Raw genomic sequence first — 17,023 nt, 5'->3', positions numbered from 1 at the left:
CGGCGGCGCGCAGGCGCTGGATTCGTCACCGGATCACCCCGCCCGGTTGAAATGGAAAATCGGTTGCGAGGCAGGTCTCCTGGCTTGGGGCTTGCCAGCCTGGTGGCTGGCGCTGGCTGCGCCTTCCCGCCGGGTTCAGGCAGTGGCGTAGCAGTCAGATAAACCCTTTACAGTTGCGGGGGCAGCCGCGGCTTGGACCGCGTTCCCTTCTTAGCTTCGACCGGGGCCGAAGAACCTCGAACGTGCAAGGCTACGCAGTGCATGAGGACCGGTCAATTGAAAAGCGGTCGCTCAAGCCTGACCTCCTCGCCACAGGTACAGATTGACGGCCGTCCCGCGCCCATGCTCTCCTACACATCTTGTTTCAGGTGCCCTTCACAGGGTGAAACGGGAAACCGGTGACTCATGCCTGCATGACAGTCCGGTGCTGCCCCCGCAACGGTAAGCGAGCGAAGCGTCAGATCCACTGTGCCCCGGCATGGGAAGGTGATGCTTTCAGGCCCAGAGCCCCTCGCAAGCCCGGAGACCGGCCCGAACAATCAGATAACAAACCCGCGGTGGGCGGGCGCTGTTCAGAACCCTGCGCGCCCGGCTCGCGGGGTTTTCATGCGCTCGTGTCACCCTGCCACTCGAAAGGGACGTGCCATGTCGATCATCAGCAGCACCTCACATACCGCCAGCACCAGCGCCACTTTGAGCCAACGCCTGACCGCCGCCATCGGCGCGTCGATCCTCGGTGCGTGCCTGGTGTATTTCGCCGGGTTCTCCCATATCGAGGCCGTGCACAACGCCGCCCACGATACGCGCCACAGCGCCGCCTTCCCGTGCCATTGAGACCTGCCGCCATGATCAAGCGTATTGCGCAAACCGCAGGGTTCACCGGCCTGCTGGCCGCCCTGTTGCTGACTCTGCTGCAGAGTTTCTGGGTGGCTCCGCTGATTCTGCAGGCCGAGACCTTCGAAAACGCCCCGGCTGCGACCGAAGTGCATGAGCATGCCGCAGGCGCTGCGGCCCATAGCCACGACGCCGAAGCGTGGGAGCCTGAAGATGGCTGGCAACGCGTGCTGTCCACCACCGGCGGCAACCTGGTGGTCGCCGTCGGTTTTGCGCTGATGCTGGCCGGCTTGTACACCCTGCGCGCCCCGACGCGCACCGCCCAGGGCTTGCTCTGGGGCCTGGCCGGCTATGCGACCTTTGTTCTGGCTCCCACCCTCGGTTTGCCGCCTGAGCTGCCGGGCACTGCGGCGGCTGACCTGGCGCAACGGCAGATCTGGTGGATCGGCACGGCAGCGTCTACCGCCGCTGGCATTGCGTTGATTGTGTTTGGCCGCAACTGGCTGCTGAAAATCCTTGGCGTGGCGATCCTGGCGGTGCCCCATGTCATGGGTGCGCCACAGCCGGAAGTTCACTCGATGCTCGCCCCCGAAGCATTGGAAGCCCAATTCAAGATCGCCTCGCAGCTGACCAACGTCGCGTTCTGGCTGGCTTTGGGGCTGATCAGCGCCTGGTTGTTTCGCCGCAATCGTGACGATCAATACGCGGCATGATTCTGACTGTCGGCCTGGGTTGTCAGCGTGGCTGTGAGGTTGAGGCCTTGCTGGAACTGTTCAACAGCGCTCTGGCCGAGGCCGGTATCGACCCCGGCCAGATAAACGCATTGGCAAGTATTGCCCACAAGCGTGATGAACCGGGCATGATCGCCCTGGCCAACGCCTTGAATCTGCCATTGCAGTGCTTTGATGCACAACAACTGCTGCCTTACGAAGGGCGATTGAGCCACAGGTCGGCTGTGGTTTTCGCCCATACAGGGTGCTACGGCATCGCCGAAAGTGCCGCTTTGGCATTGGCAGAACAGCTCGCCAACGCCCCTGCCCGACTGCTGATCACCCGCAAAAAAGCCGCCAGGGCCACGTTTGCATTGGCCTGTGCCGGCTAAAGTCCGATAATTGCCCCTCTCGATCATGAGCCGTCCTCATGCTCGCCCGCTTTTGCACAGGATTTTTCCATGACTGTTTTCTTCATCGGCGCTGGTCCCGGCGACCCGGAACTGATCACCGTCAAGGGCCAGCGCCTGATCCGCAGTTGCCCGGTGATCATCTACGCAGGCTCACTGGTGCCGGCTGCCGTACTCGAAGGGCATCGGGCCGAACAGGTGGTCAACAGCGCCGAACTGAACCTGGAGCAGATCATTGGCTTGATCAAGGTCGCCCATGAAAAAGGCCAGGACGTGGCGCGGGTACATTCCGGTGATCCGAGCCTGTATGGGGCGATTGGCGAACAAATCCGCCATTTGCGCGAGCTGGGGATCCCCTTCCAGATCATTCCCGGGGTCACGGCGGTGGCAGCCTGTGCCGCGCTGCTGGAAACTGAACTGACCCTGCCGGATATCGCCCAAAGCGTGATCCTGACCCGTTATGCGGACAAAACCACGATGCCGGCCGGTGAAGCCTTCGCCAGCCTGGCCAGCCATGGCACGACCATGGCGGTGCACCTGGGGGTCAATCATCTGGAGAGAATCGTCGCCGAACTGCTGCCGCACTATGGCGCGGATTGCCCGATTGCCGTGGTGCATCGCGCGACGTGGCCGGATCAGGATTGGGCCCTTGGCACCTTGGCGGATATTGTCGAAAAGGTCGCGGAGAAGGGTTTCAGGCGCACGGCGCTGATCGTGGTGGGCCGGGTGTTGGCCAGTGATCACTTCAGCGAATCCTCGCTGTATCGCGCAAGTCACGCCCACCTCTACCGGCCCTGATACTACGCAGGACAAAATGTGGGAGCGGGCTTGCTCGCGATGGCGGTTTGTCAGTAATAGATGCACTGACTGGTACACCGCTATCGCGAGCAAGCCCGTCCCCACAGTTGATCTTCTTTGTTAGAAAGGTTGTGTAAGGCAATGATTTATTGGCATAAAAAAACGGCGCTCACGGGGCGCCGTTTTTATCTGCAGTGAACACCTTACTTAGTAGTAGGCGTTTTCTTTCTGCGTGTGGTCGGTCACGTCACGTACACCCTTGAGCTCGGGGATCCGCTCCAGCAACGTGCGCTCGATACCTTCGCGCAAGGTCACGTCAGCCTGGCCGCAGCCCTGGCAGCCACCACCGAACTTGAGCACGGCGATGCCGTCATCCACCACGTCGATCAGGCTGACCTGGCCGCCATGGCTGGCCAGGCCCGGGTTGATTTCGGTTTGCAGGTAATAGTTGATGCGCTCATTGACCGGGCTGTCGGCATTGACGTTCGGCACCTTGGCGTTAGGGGCCTTGATGGTCAATTGGCCACCCATGCGGTCAGTGGCGTAGTCGACCACGGCATCGTCAAGGAAGGCTTCGCTGAAGGCGTCGATGTACGCGGTGAAGCTCTTGAGCCCCAGGGCGGTGTCTTCAGGCTTTTCTTCCCCCGGCTTGCAGTAGGCAATGCACGTCTCTGCGTACTGGGTGCCAGGCTGGGTAATGAAGACGCGGATGCCGATACCCGGGGTGTTCTGCTTGGACAGCAGATCAGCCAGGTAATCGTGGGCGGCGTCGGTAATGGTTATGGCAGTCATGGGAACTCCTCACAGGCTTGCTGGCAGTTTACGCCAATCGCCTGCGCGGTACAAAGTCCTAGTATTTTTGTCAGGCAAATCCGCATCTACAGGTTCTCGTAGCGATTCATGTCCAGCACACCCTCTTCCACCGGCGTGGTTTCGTGCAGGTACTGCGACAAATCGTGGAAGTACTCCCAGAACTGCGGGTGACTGCGGCGGATGCCCCAGCGCTCGACAATCCGCTCAAAACGCTTGGCGTCCCTGGCCAACTCCATGTCTTCGACGAACTCCGGTACATCCTCGGCCGGCACGTTGAAGATGAAGTTGGGGTAGCTGCTGAGCACGCCTGGGTAGATCGTCAGGGTATCCAGGCCCGGCTGATAGCGATAAGCCTCGCCCAACATGAATGCCACGTTACTGTGGGCGCGGTTGCGCAGCAGGCTGTAGACCTCGCGTTTGCCGCTGCGGGTCTGGATGCGCAGCAGGGTGGCTTCGGGCAATTGCTCGATCACCTTGAGCCCGGCCGCCGGCCTTGAGGTCAGGCGACTGAGGGTCTGTTCGGCGTCGCGCAGTTGCGGGTCGATACCGGGACGTGAGCAATAGGCGCTTATGCAGCGATTGATCGGATCCGGGCTGGCATTCAAATGGCCATAACGGGCAAGCAACTGGTTGGCAAAGTCACGCTTCGGGTCCTGTGCATCCAGCTTCAGGCCCGTGGGCCTGTCGTTGTCGATGGCTTCATAGTCCAGCCACAGCTTGACCTTGCCGCTGTTCTGGTACCAGTCATCAAGGAAACCATCCCGTGAGTCCGCAGGCATCAGGCGCAGGAAGTTCTGCTCGGCGCCATTGCGGATCAGGTCGAAATACAGGCGCGTCTGGGCCTGGTGCGAGACATTGCCAAACACATCGAAATTGACCGCCAACTGGTAATAGGTGCGCTCCAGCAGTGGGTAGTCGAATAGCCACATAGTCTGCGGCACTTCGCCAATCAGGCCCTTGGTCACCGAGGCACTGTCGAAGTGGCGGAAAATGCTCAGCAGCGCGTTGTCATTGCCCTCCCACAGGCTCGACCAGCCCGGCGCCGGCAAGTCGGCGTAGTTGTCGCGGCGCAGGGCCTCGTACTCATTGCGTTTGTCGCGGTAGGCCAGCCACAGGCCCAGCACGCTGCCCACGTCATCGTTCTGCCCCGGCATCGCCAGCAACGGCGTGGCCTGGCCGCGATAACGGGCATCGGTGATGTACAAGTCGTGGTCCGGATCCTGGAACAGGGTCCAGAAGTTGTCGCGGATCACGTCCGTGGCAATCTGCCCCCGGCACACCGGCCCACGGATAAAGGTGCGCACGAAGTATTCGGCGTTATCCAGCATGAACTGGTAGCGCGCCTTGGCCGGGATTGCCTCGAAGGTTTCGAACGGGTTGGCCCGGCGGCCAGGCCCATAGCCCGGTAATGCCACGGCTTGCCAGTCGCCGCTGTAGAACAGCGACTTGATCCGCGCCATCTTCGCCGCGCTGAACGGATAGGTGATGTGGGTCTTGTGCACGATCACCCCTTGTACCGGCCACAAGCGGTAGTACACCTGGGTGCCCGGATCGTCATTGGGACGCCGGGTGTTGATCAGGTCGATCGGCTGGCCACTGGGCGTACGCGAGCGTACCCACTGGAAATAATGCCCCGGCTCGCCGCCTTCAAAATAGATATGGGCCAGGAACAGATGCTCGTACAGCCAGCGCGCCACCAGGCTTTCCCGCGCGCCGGGCTGGTTCAGCAGGTTTTCCCATTGCTGTACCTGCAAGGCTTCCTGGGCGCTGGGCGCCAGGCCTTGCTCGTCAATTGGCGCGCCGGACGCCAGCCAGCGTTGCAGGGTCTGGTACTGCTGGTCGGTCAGGCCGGTGACGGCCAGCGGCATGCCTTCTTTGGGGTGCGCGCCAGCGTAGGCCTCGAACTCACCGGGTAACGGGCACATGTTCTCGCGGTTCAGGCCCAACACGATCTCATCAGGCAGCTTGGCATTGGGCGCCAGCGGCGTTTTATGGCCCAATTCCAACATGCGCGCCATCAGCCCGGCCTGGGTGCCCTGGGCGTCCAGCACCGAGCCAAACCCCTGGCGCTGCCAGGCCGTCTTGCCAAAGGCGTCATAAAACAGTCGGGTCGGCTGCGAAGCCTGGCTACGCTCGCCGTTGTACACGGGGATTTTGCTCGCGCCACGTGCCGCACCTTCGCCACTGCCCAGGTTGAGCTGGCAGGCGGAGTCGTAGCAGGCATGGCAAGCCACGCATTTCTCGGTGAAGATCGGCTGAATGTCACGGGTATAGGAAATCGCCGGGGCGGGTCCGTTGGCCTGTGCGATGCAGGCGACCAACGCCAAGGCGGCACTGGTGATGATGCGAAGTGACATGTATCCGGTCCCGATTCAAAGCATGCGCTGAAAAATTGCGGCAATTCTACCGATGTCGACGCGCCATCAACATGAGCGATATTCATGCAAAACCCTGACATGCTCTAAAAGCGCACAGGTTTGCTATGATCCACGCCCTCCGTAATGCCTGATTAGAGTAGTCCCATGTCCGATCGTAGCACTCGCCTGCAAGCCCTCCAGCAAGCCCTCAAGGAACGCATCCTGATCCTCGATGGTGGCATGGGCACGATGATCCAGAGCTATAAGCTGGAGGAAGAGGACTACCGCGGCAAACGCTTCGCCGACTGGCCGAGCGACGTCAAGGGCAACAACGACCTGTTGATCCTCACCCGCCCGGATGTAATCGGCGGGATCGAGAAGGCGTACCTGGATGCCGGTGCCGACATCCTCGAAACCAACACATTCAACGCCACCCAGGTGTCCCAGGCCGACTATGGCATGGAGGCGCTGGCCTATGAGCTGAACCTGGAAGGCGCACGCCTGGCCCGCCGGGTCGCCGACGCCAAGACCCTCGAAACCCCGGACAAGCCACGCTTTGTCGCCGGCGTCCTCGGCCCCACCAGCCGCACCTGCTCGCTGTCGCCAGATGTGAACAACCCCGGCTACCGCAACGTGACCTTCGATGAACTGGTGGAGAACTACACCGAGGCCACTAAAGGCCTGATCGAAGGCGGTGCGGACATGATCCTCATCGAAACCATCTTCGACACCCTCAACGCCAAGGCCGCGATCTTCGCCGTGCAGGGCGTGTACGAAGAGCTGGGTGTCGAGCTGCCGATCATGATTTCCGGGACCATCACCGACGCCTCCGGCCGCACCCTGTCGGGCCAGACCACCGAGGCGTTCTGGAACTCCATCAGCCACGCCAAGCCGATTTCCGTCGGTTTGAACTGCGCCCTGGGCGCCAGTGAGCTGCGTCCATACCTGGAAGAGTTGTCGAACAAGGCTGACACCTATGTATCGGCACACCCCAACGCCGGCCTGCCCAACGAGTTCGGCGAGTACGACGAGCTGCCAGCGCAAACCGCCAAGGTCATCGAGGAGTTCGCCCAGAGCGGCTTCCTCAATATCGTCGGCGGCTGCTGCGGCACCACGCCGGGGCATATCGAGGCCATCGCCAAGGCCGTGGCTGGCTATGCGCCGCGCCCGATCCCGGACATTCCCAAGGCCTGCCGCCTGTCGGGCCTGGAGCCGTTTACCATCGATCGCCAGTCGCTGTTCGTCAACGTCGGCGAACGCACGAATATCACCGGTTCAGCCAAGTTCGCCCGCCTGATCCGCGAGGACAACTACACCGAAGCCCTGGAAGTCGCCCTGCAGCAGGTGGAAGCCGGCGCCCAGGTGATCGATATCAACATGGACGAGGGCATGCTCGATTCGAAGAAGGCCATGGTGACCTTCCTCAATCTGATTGCCGGCGAGCCGGATATCTCCCGTGTGCCGATCATGATCGACTCTTCCAAGTGGGAAGTGATCGAGGCTGGCCTCAAATGCATCCAGGGCAAGGGCATCGTCAACTCCATCAGCATGAAGGAAGGCGCCCCGCAGTTCATCCATCACGCCAAGCTGTGCAAGCGCTACGGCGCAGCGGTGGTGGTGATGGCGTTCGACGAAGCCGGCCAGGCCGACACCGAGGCGCGCAAGAAAGAGATCTGCAAACGCTCCTACGACATTCTGGTCAATGAAGTGGGCTTCCCGCCCCAAGACATTATCTTCGACCCGAACATCTTTGCCGTGGCCACCGGTATTGAAGAACACAACAACTACGCCGTCGACTTTATCAACGCCTGCGCCTACATCCGCGATGAGCTGCCGTATGCGCTGACCTCGGGCGGCGTGTCCAACGTGTCGTTCTCGTTCCGCGGCAACAACCCGGTGCGCGAGGCGATCCACTCGGTGTTCCTGCTGTATGCGATCCGCAATGGCTTGACCATGGGTATCGTCAACGCCGGCCAACTGGAGATCTACGACCAGATCCCCGCCGAGCTGCGCGACGCGGTGGAAGACGTGGTGCTCAACCGTACCCCGGAAGGCACCGACGCCCTGCTCGCCATCGCCGACAAGTACAAGGGCGATGGCAGCGTCAAGGAAGCCGAGACCGAGGAATGGCGTGGCTGGGAAGTCAACAAACGCCTGGAGCATGCACTGGTCAAGGGCATCACCACCCATATCGTGGAAGACACCGAAGAATCCCGGCAGTCGTTCGCGCGCCCGATCGAGGTGATCGAAGGTCCGTTGATGTCCGGCATGAACATCGTCGGCGACCTGTTTGGTGCCGGCAAAATGTTCCTGCCCCAAGTGGTGAAATCTGCCCGTGTGATGAAGCAGGCCGTGGCCCACCTGATCCCGTTCATCGAACTGGAAAAAGGCGACAAGCCAGAAGCCAAGGGCAAGATCCTCATGGCCACCGTCAAAGGTGACGTACACGACATCGGCAAGAACATTGTCGGCGTGGTGCTGGGTTGCAACGGCTACGACATTGTCGACCTGGGTGTGATGGTGCCCGCAGAGAAGATCCTGCAGGTGGCCAAGGAGCAGAAGTGCGACATCATCGGCCTGTCCGGCCTGATCACGCCGTCCCTGGATGAAATGGTGCACGTGGCCCGCGAGATGCAGCGCCAGGACTTCCACCTGCCGCTGATGATCGGTGGCGCGACCACCTCCAAGGCGCACACCGCAGTAAAAATCGAACCCAAGTACAGCAACGATGCGGTGATCTACGTCACCGACGCCTCGCGCGCAGTGGGCGTGGCCACCCAGTTGCTGTCCAAGGAGCTCAAGGCCGGTTTCGTCGAGAAAACCCGCCTGGAATACATCGACGTGCGTGAGCGCACCTCGAACCGCAGCGCCCGTACCGAACGCCTGAGCTACCCGGCGGCCATCGCCAAGAAGCCACAGTTCGACTGGAGCACCTACACCCCGGTCAAGCCAACGTTTACCGGGGCCAAGGTGCTGGACAATATCGATCTCAAGGTACTGGCCGAATACATCGACTGGACACCGTTTTTCATCTCCTGGGACCTGGCCGGCAAATTCCCACGCATCCTCACCGATGAAGTAGTCGGTGAAGCGGCGACCGCGCTGTACGCCGATGCACAGGAAATGCTCAAGAAGCTGATCGACGAAAAGCTCATCAGCGCCCGTGCCGTGTTTGGCTTCTGGCCGACCAACCAGGTGCAGGACGACGACCTGGAAGTCTACGGCGACGACGGCCAGCCAATTGCCAAGCTGCATCACCTGCGCCAGCAGATCATCAAGACCGACGGCAAGCCGAACTTCTCCCTGGCCGACTTTGTTGCGCCCAAGGACAGCGGCGTGACCGATTACATCGGTGGGTTCATCACCACCGCCGGCATCGGCGCCGAGGAAGTAGCCAAGGCCTACCAGGACGCGGGCGACGACTACAACTCGATCATGGTCAAGGCCCTGGCCGACCGCCTGGCCGAGGCTTGCGCCGAGTGGCTGCACCAGCAGGTGCGTAAAGATCACTGGGGCTATGCCAAGGACGAAGAACTGGACAACGAGGCGCTGATCAAGGAGCAGTACAGCGGTATCCGCCCTGCCCCCGGCTACCCGGCGTGCCCGGACCATACCGAAAAAGCTCAGTTGTTCCAGTTGCTGGACCCTGAGGCCCGCGAAATGCAGGCCGGACGTAGCGGTGTGTTCCTCACCGAACACTACGCGATGTTCCCGGCAGCGGCGGTCAGCGGCTGGTACTTCGCCCACCCGCAGGCGCAGTACTTTGCCGTGGGCAAGATCGACAAGGACCAGGTAACGAGCTACACCGCACGTAAAGGCCAGGACCTGGCCGTGACCGAACGCTGGCTGGCGCCGAACCTGGGTTACGACAACTGAGGGTTGCTATCGCCGACAACCCGGCTCCCCCAGGAGCCGGATTGTCCCTTATATGTTCAGCGCTGTTCGTTCCTGCCGGGTAAGGCGGATCGCCAGGGCGGTACGCTGCTCCTTGCTCCAGGCCCCCAACACGGCGTAGTCGCGCAGGTAGTCCGCGCCACCGTCGGGATAGCGCTCATCCAGCGCAGCGGTCTTCTGTTCCAACTCGCGGGCCAGGGATGAGAAGTCAGTGGCGTATTTTTTCTTCAGGTAATTGCACCAATACTCAAGCCCCACCAGCCTCTCCTCGAAATCCGACGTGTTTTCACTGTCCACAATCGTGGCATACGCATGGTCAAGGTCGGCCTGGGAAACCTCCGACAATTCGCCGAACAGCATGCCAGTGGGCTGCCTGGGCAGCTCCAGGCGCTGCGCCAGGCCAATGCGCAAAGCCAGGCGAATTTCTACCAGGTCGATGTCCGGACGCCTTTCGATAGTCGTTTGGGCGATGCCCTCTAACGCCTCCAGCCGGATCATGCTGCGGGCAAACTTCAACAGTTGAGCCCCGTTCTGCCCCTGCTCGGCCAGCCTCAGCGCATCGAACTCCAGCACACGGGTTTCAAGCTCATTGAACAGCAGGATCCTGCCATCACCACAGGTGATATCGGGCACCAGCGCCGTCGCCCTGGCAAACAGGTCACGCCGCATGGCCGGGTTTTGGCTGATTGCTTCCAGCACCGCCCACACGCGCTGCGTCAGTTCGGCAGGAGCCTCAAGGAAGTCCTCGGTATGGCGCAACTGTGAAAGGCTGAAGAAAAAGTCGCGGCTGCCCTCCTGTGCATTGAGTTCGTCCCAGATTCGATGTTTTGCCGAGTGTGGCTCCACCCCGACAAACCACTGGGCCTTCTGCATATGGGGTGTTTCGATTTCCGGATGATCCAGCGAGTAGTCAGAGGTGTCGGAAAACCCCAGCTCATCGCGTTCCCGGTACTCCAGGACCATGAACTCAAGCTGCTCGGCGGAAAACCCCAGGCCATTGCCGGTCTGGCCCAGGTAGACCTGCAAATTCTCACAGCTTTGCTGATCAAGGCGGTTGCCCGATAAGTTGGTATCCGCCATCAATGGGCGATGTTGCGGCTCGAATACCGCATCCGGCAGGGTCTCGATCCAGTTGTCACGCAAATCCAGGGTCCGAAGGCGTGGTAATTCGAGCACCGTCATGGGCCATTCGTCCAACATGTTCTGTTGCAGATACAGGGTGTCGAGCCGGGCCAAACCACTTAACTCCAACTCGCCCATGAGATTCTCGCCCAGATCCAGCCATTCCAGTTCATGCATTTGCGCCAGATAATCCTGTAGCGGGTCGGTGTTCTGCAATTCATTCCTACCCAGGTCCAGCCGCCGCAATCGGCGAAACTCACCAAGAGCCTCAGGCAAGGCGCGCAAGCCGTTGTTGCTGAGCGTCAAGCTGCGCACATGACTGAAGGCCCGCAGGAAGTCGTTGGAGCCCTGGGCCGTGAGTTTGACGCGATTCAGGTTCAGCTCGCTGACGTGCGCAAAGTCCCCGGGCAGCCTCGGCAAGGCTCCCAGGGACAAGCCGGAAAAGTCCAGGCGCTCAGCCCCATTAGCCTCAACCGTGAGCGGCGTGGCGCGCAGGGTAAAACGCCAACTTTCCAATAAGCGATCGGCCGCACGCCGGCGGTCCAGCGCGCTGACCCAGCTGCCATCCAGGTAGCCATGGACATCCATCCACTCATTGAGCAGCGCTACCCATTGCCCATACTGGGTTTCCCATTCTTGCAGCCGCGCGTCGATCTGCGTGGCATCAAGGCCGATGGCGCGCAGTTCTTCGATGCGCAGCGCCGCCAGCGTGGTGTCCAGCGCCGGATCCAAGCGTTGCATGCGCGCTGATGGCGCCAGGTCGGCGGCCGTCGTGGGCAGCGCAACCAGCAAGTCGGGGCGGCGCAGCACGTCCTCGGCAAAGTACTCCGGATCGCCCCCCGCCAAGCCTTGGGCCAACAGTTCGCGAGGGATGCCCAAGGGGCTTTCCTGCGGGCTTGCTGGGTAGTCACGGGCGTAGCGCCGGGCAAATAACCGAGCATCGGCACGTGCCTGCGCACTTAAGCGGCAGCCGCGCAAGCGGGTATTGGCCAGCAGCAGGTCATGCCCTTGCAGCGCTGCTTCGGGGATCGAGGTGATGGCGCTGTGACTCAAATCCAGGCTGTGCAAGGCCGGCAGTTCAAGCACGCCCTGCGGCCAGTCGCTAATCGCACTGTGACTCAGGTCCAGGATCTGTAGCTCGCGCAGGCCGCTTATATCCAGGCCACTGAGGGGGTTGTACGGCAACCGCAACGATACAAGCCCGGCCAACCGGCTCAACTGCGCCTGGATCACAGGGGTGACAACCAGCCAGTTATGGGAGAGGTCCAGGTGGCGCAGGGATGGGTGGTCAACCAGCACCGAGGGCAGTTCGGCCAGATTATTGCGGGCCAGGCTCAGCGTATCCAGCCGGGGGAAGTGGCCAAGCCAGGTATTGATGCCTTCCAGCGGCACACCTATGTCACTGAGGTTCAAACTGCGAACATGGGTAAACCCGGTGGCTGGCAATTTGGGCAAATCAATCAGGTCGGCGTCTGACAGGTCCAGTACGGTTGCCGCAGCTGACACCTGACTGTCGTCGACAATGCGCGGCTCCAGGCCTTGGCGCCAGCAATCAAGCAGCGCTTCGGAAGCGATCTGCCGCTCGACCTCAACCCGGCCAACGCCAGAGTCACGATCTGACCATTGCTCCAGCTCATCGACCAACCGGTGGTGTTCCTCGCGTATGCTGTTGACCTTCTCCAGACGCTGGCGGGAGGTCAGCCCCTGCGCGCTGAAATGGGCCAAGACCCGTTCGATAAAGGCCGGCGCTCCGGGTTGCAGACTGCCCAAGACACCTTCGCAGTAGCTCTTTACCAGCCGCCGCTCTTCAATCAGATGGGCCGGATTGTCATGCAGGTGCTCATAAACCTTCATGAACTCCTGAGGTTCATAGGCTGACCAGTTCATTTGCAGGCCTCGCCACAAGCGCTGGTGCCCGATAAACATTTCATCGGGTACTGAGCGCAACGGGGTCTGGGCTATATCGAGAAACTCCAGGTGCTCAAGTGCCAGGCTTCCTTGCGGCCAGGTTTCCAGCGTCCCGGATACCGTTAAACGACGCAACGCGGTCAACCCGCTGACGTCCAGGGTTTGCAGGTTGCCTGCCAGGGATAACTGCCTGAGCCCGGCCATGCGCTCAAGCAGGCGCAGTACTTGCGCCGAATACGTGAGCGAAGGGCCAGTGAACGATAGTTGGGTGACTCCGGGCGCGCTCGCCAAGCGCTCTGTTACTGCACCCAGGTGCTCGGGGCGCACATACAACTGCAGATGCTGCACGTTGGGAAACGGCTGGAGCAAAGCAGTGGTTTCCTGGGCCAGCAATGCGCGCCCTGACAGGTTCAGGGTTAGCACATGGGAAAAATCGGCCTGCCACTCGGGCAATGCCTCCTCTACCCGCAAACTCAGGCTGCCATGGGCCGCCCTGTCCCGATCAAAGCCTTGGCGCCAACAGTCGATAATATCTTCAACCGAACGCAGGCGCCTCTCATCCTCCCCCGCCCATTGTTCAAGGGTCGTGCGCAATGCCGTCAATTCGTGCTGGCGGTTGGCAAATAGCCGCCAGATTTGCGAGTCACTTTCACCGTCCAGCCGGCGGGCCATTACCAGCGCCTGTGCCTCGGTTTCGCTCATGTTTGGATACACGCTGCGCGCATGGGCGATCAAGCTGTCATCCGTGGCGAAAAGCGCTCCCCGCCCCGACAACTCATACCCCAGGCGCCCGCTCGGCAAGCGTAACGCCGGCCGCGTGCGTGGTGTGCGCAACTTGAGGATGTCGTGGGCGATGATCTCGCGGTGCTCCCTGGCGTAGGTCGCCAACGCCTGCTGCAAGTCCCCGCCCTGGCCGGTCGGCACTAGCGCTCGACGCATCTCATCAGGCAAGGCGTCCAGGATCGACTGGAACAGATTGCGTCCATCGGCGGGCACGCTATTGAGTGCGCGGCCACTGGCATCGTGGGCCTGGAAGCACTCGCCGCTCTTGACCAGGTATCGGCGCACTACGGCGTGCTCATCGCCAATGCTGTCCAGCAAGGGGCCGCGAATGCCCCCTTGGCGCATTTCAAGGCGCACACCTTGGGGCCATCCGGACAGGCGCGCCAGGGCCTGCAAGGCAAGCCGGTCACTGTCAGTGTTAGCCAGCCGGTCACGGTGCAAGCCGCTGATCGCCCGGCTCAATCGCCCCTGTTGCATACTGAGGCGGGCCTGGTGGTCCAGGCGCGCGCTGACACGCCCGCTGTCTTGCAGACGCCTGAGCTCCTGCGGGCTGGCGCGGTCAAGCAGTTCCTCACGAGCGTGCTGGGTCAGGCCGGGAAACCGCCGTTGCAGTGGCCCGCTGTCAGTCACGGGCGCGCCATTACCGTGTAGCTGGGCGTCGAACAGCGCCGCCTGTCGTTGTAGCGCGTAGTCTGCCAGGCGCTCATTGAACACCTGCTCCCTGGGCTGCTCCCCCCAGCTGGAGGCGCTGCCCAGCAAGCCGGTGACTTGCTGTTCATCCAGGCCATTGAGTACCACGTGGGCGAGCTTGCCTTGCTGCAAATCGGTGCGGCTGATTTTCAGGGTTGGGCGGCCATCGTCCGCCGACAACGGGCTGCCATAACGAATCGAGCGCCCCTCCGGCTCCAGGCTCCCGCCCACCCACTCATCGGTCACGGGCACGCCAGGCTGGTCGCCACGCCGCGGCGTGCCCAGCAGGCGCCGGGCCTGCTCCTCACCCAGCCCTTCCTGCCCTGGCTCGCTGCGCCCAACCACGGCTCGCTGCTCAAACACCTCAAGCACCCGCCCTGGGGGCCAGCCGGGCATTTCCACGGCGAGGGGCAAGGCGTACTCGTGGCGGCTGTCCAGGCCTGCACCACGGCGCAGCCGCCCGATCAGTTCATCAACGTCGCGGTCGGCCCTGAACCGCTCCAGGGTATCGGCCAGCACGGCGGGCACCGGCAAACCGTCCAGATGCACTTTGCGCAACAGGTCGTCCTGCACACCACTTACGTCGCCGATCACACTCAAGGCCTCATCCGAAAAACCTGCGGTAATGTGTCCCAATCGGCGCAGCAGGGTCAGGCGATTCCAGGCCAAGGGGTACTCATGGCTATGCCGCCAGGCTCCTGCCCGGTTGTGTTCGAGAATTGGCTGGTACGCCCGGGGGTTGCGTGGGTGTTTGATCCGCCATTTGTTTAGCTGCGGGTCGAAGGTCTTTTCATAGAGCACGTTATCGATGTGCACATGGAGCTTGCCATCGACCTCATACTGCCCCAAGGCATTGGGCTTGCTGCCGGGCATCAGGGCAACGTCACTTTGGTACCCGCCCAGGTCCGGTTTCCATAAGCGAACCTGCCCACCCGGCAGCTTCACCGGGACTAGGCCTTCGATAACCGGTTCAGGCCTTAACTTGCTCAGGGCCTTACCGCCACCAGCCGTCACGCCAAGCAACGCAAGGTTCTGCGCCAGGTCGATCAAGTGCGCCCGGGCAGCCCTGCGGTCGCCCTCGTTCCACTCCTGCGCGGCCTCGATCACCTCCGTCAACAGTTGCTCGGCCATCACCGCCATCATGAGTTCGCCCAGTACCGGCACAAACCCCGCGATAGCACCCAGGCCGAACATCCCGACATTAAGCAGTAGGGCCAGTTTTCGTGTGCGCACCCTGGCATCGACATCCGCAGTGGGCACGGCGTGGGCAGCAGCATCAGCGAGGCTCTTGTCCCGGTGCTGCTCATATAGGTACGTCCACAGATCGACCTTGTCGCTAGCATATGCCTGGTTTTTGAACGCCATCGCCACAGGCGCCAAATAGGGGGCCGGGTTCGGCACTTGAGGGGCCAGGGGCAAGGGCGGGAAGTTCTTCAGCTTGAAAACGGTCACTTTGCTGATCAGCTCATAAAACTGGCCTATACCGGGGAAGTTCGAGCCGATTTTCTCGCGCAAGGTGGCATCCGGCGCATCCAGGGTGAATTGGCTGAAGTAGTGCGAGCGATCGGCATAGTCGACAAACTGACTGAAAAAAACCTGGTAGTCCGTGGGGCGATCCACCCGGGTCGAGGCCAAGCCCGGTGTGCTCAAGCGTTGCTTCAAGGCCGTCAGCAGTGGGGCGCGATGGGTGTAGCGTTTTAGAGGCTGGTAAGGGTCCTGGGGGATGTACAAGATCGGCGAATCGATATGCTCATCATCGAAGGCCAGAAACAGCACGCAGCCGGTCATGCGCAGCTTCATCAGGCCGAGGTCGCAGATCCACACCGGTTGCCCGCCCATCTGCGGCGAGCGTTCGCCAGCGATCACCGACAGCACCATGTTGTAGTCAGCCTGGGTAATGTCCTCGCACAATAGGGCCAACTCAGCCGCCGCACGCATCGCGGCCTTTTGGCTGGCGATGAATTGCTCGCGCAGGGTGGTTTCGTGGGTGGTAAAAAACCCCTTGAGGTAGGTTTGGAACTGACCGCCCAGATCCAGGCTGCGGCACAGCCTTAAAAACTGATGGACCTTAAGGCTACCCAAGCGCACCGGTAGTAAGGAGTCGGCCGCGCTGCCAGGCGATGACGTTTGCCAGCGCAAGCCCGACGATGAGTGAAAGGCCCCTTCCTCGCATTCGCCCTCCTCGAAGTTGTGCAGCGCCGCCTGCAATAGCTCCAGCTTCAAAAAATCGTAGGTTTGCGCCTCGATATTGAGATCACTCACCTGCAGGGACTTTCTCAGGCTTAACCATGTGGCAACCTGGGGGGCCAGGGTTACCTCATACTGGTCCTTGAGCGCCTTGACCAGTAGCGGCCGGGCAAACGCGTCGATGCTTTGCAAGCCAGACAGGGTCTGGTCAAGGGCGGTCTGCGCGGTGAAACTTGCGATAAAACAGGCATGCAACTGCTGGCGTTGCTCAGGTGTTGCGTGCCAATAGGCCGGCGGTAAAGGGGTATCGGCGTGTTTGAGCGCCATTCGGCGTGCGGCCGTGCTATCGACCAACCATTTCGGCATGGCGCTGGTCAATAACGGTCGATGGACACTGGGCGTTGCCGGCAACGCGGGCGAGTCGGTCATGATGCGGCTCCAGGAAAAGGAGCACCAGCACATCACAAGGGCCAAGGCTAACCGTGGTAACTACGTCTATCCTGTGGGGAGCAGTAAC

At 61.5% G+C, this 17,023-nt stretch carries 8 protein-coding genes and 2 riboswitches; of the genes, 5 read left to right on the top strand and 3 right to left on the bottom strand.

The annotated features are described in order from the left end of the window. Positions 1–52 precede the first annotated feature (52 nt). Positions 53–254: riboswitch (cobalamin riboswitch) on the bottom strand. Positions 255–349: 95 nt separating this feature from the next. Further along, a riboswitch (cobalamin riboswitch) is annotated at positions 350–549 on the top strand. Positions 550–645: 96 nt separating this feature from the next. The 4 genes from FJD34_RS01205 to cobM all read left to right on the top strand — a co-directional run bounded on the left by FJD34_RS01205 (position 646) and on the right by cobM (position 2,752). After that, the gene (locus FJD34_RS01205) at positions 646–834 is read left to right on the top strand and encodes a CbtB domain-containing protein (protein WP_032861188.1); all 189 of its coding nucleotides are present in this window, start codon (positions 646–648) and stop codon (positions 832–834) included. An 11-nt stretch (positions 835–845) separates the two neighbouring features. After that, positions 846–1,547, top strand: coding sequence for a CbtA family protein (locus FJD34_RS01200; protein ID WP_090291176.1), 702 nt, complete (start codon positions 846–848; stop codon positions 1,545–1,547). Continuing rightward, positions 1,544–1,936 carry a cobalamin biosynthesis protein gene (locus FJD34_RS01195; RefSeq protein WP_032861192.1) on the top strand — a complete coding sequence of 131 codons (393 nt, stop codon included), beginning with the start codon at positions 1,544–1,546 and terminating at the stop codon, positions 1,934–1,936. Before FJD34_RS01200 ends, FJD34_RS01195 begins: the two co-directional genes overlap by 4 nt. Before the next feature lie 69 nt (positions 1,937–2,005). Further along, the gene (cobM, locus tag FJD34_RS01190; protein ID WP_090291177.1) at positions 2,006–2,752 is read left to right on the top strand and encodes a precorrin-4 C(11)-methyltransferase; all 747 of its coding nucleotides are present in this window, start codon (positions 2,006–2,008) and stop codon (positions 2,750–2,752) included. A gap of 207 nt (positions 2,753–2,959) precedes the next feature. Here the strand turns inward: cobM and nfuA are convergent, their stop codons facing one another. Both nfuA and FJD34_RS01180 read right to left on the bottom strand, forming a co-directional pair. Further along, positions 2,960–3,544 (bottom strand): Fe-S biogenesis protein NfuA, encoded by a 585-nt coding sequence (nfuA, locus tag FJD34_RS01185; protein WP_003190728.1) that lies wholly within the window; start codon positions 3,542–3,544, stop codon positions 2,960–2,962. A gap of 86 nt (positions 3,545–3,630) precedes the next feature. After that, positions 3,631–5,922 (bottom strand): fatty acid cis/trans isomerase, encoded by a 2,292-nt coding sequence (locus FJD34_RS01180; RefSeq protein WP_090291178.1) that lies wholly within the window; start codon positions 5,920–5,922, stop codon positions 3,631–3,633. Positions 5,923–6,087: 165 nt separating this feature from the next. On the opposite strand from FJD34_RS01180, the gene metH reads away from it, so the two are divergent. Beyond that, a complete protein-coding gene (gene metH / locus FJD34_RS01175) occupies positions 6,088–9,798 on the top strand; it encodes a methionine synthase (protein WP_090291179.1) in 3,711 nt (1,236 codons plus the stop codon). A 48-nt stretch (positions 9,799–9,846) separates the two neighbouring features. Here metH and FJD34_RS01170 read toward each other — a convergent pair whose 3' ends face one another. After that, the gene (locus FJD34_RS01170) at positions 9,847–16,935 is read right to left on the bottom strand and encodes an NEL-type E3 ubiquitin ligase domain-containing protein (RefSeq protein WP_157695983.1); all 7,089 of its coding nucleotides are present in this window, start codon (positions 16,933–16,935) and stop codon (positions 9,847–9,849) included. Positions 16,936–17,023: the final 88 nt, after the last annotated feature.

The sequence above is a fragment of the Pseudomonas brenneri genome (assembly GCF_007858285.1).
GTDB lineage: Bacteria > Pseudomonadota > Gammaproteobacteria > Pseudomonadales > Pseudomonadaceae > Aquipseudomonas > Aquipseudomonas brenneri.
Note: the sequence above shows the minus strand (reverse complement) of the source record. Positions and strands in the feature narration are given on the sequence as shown.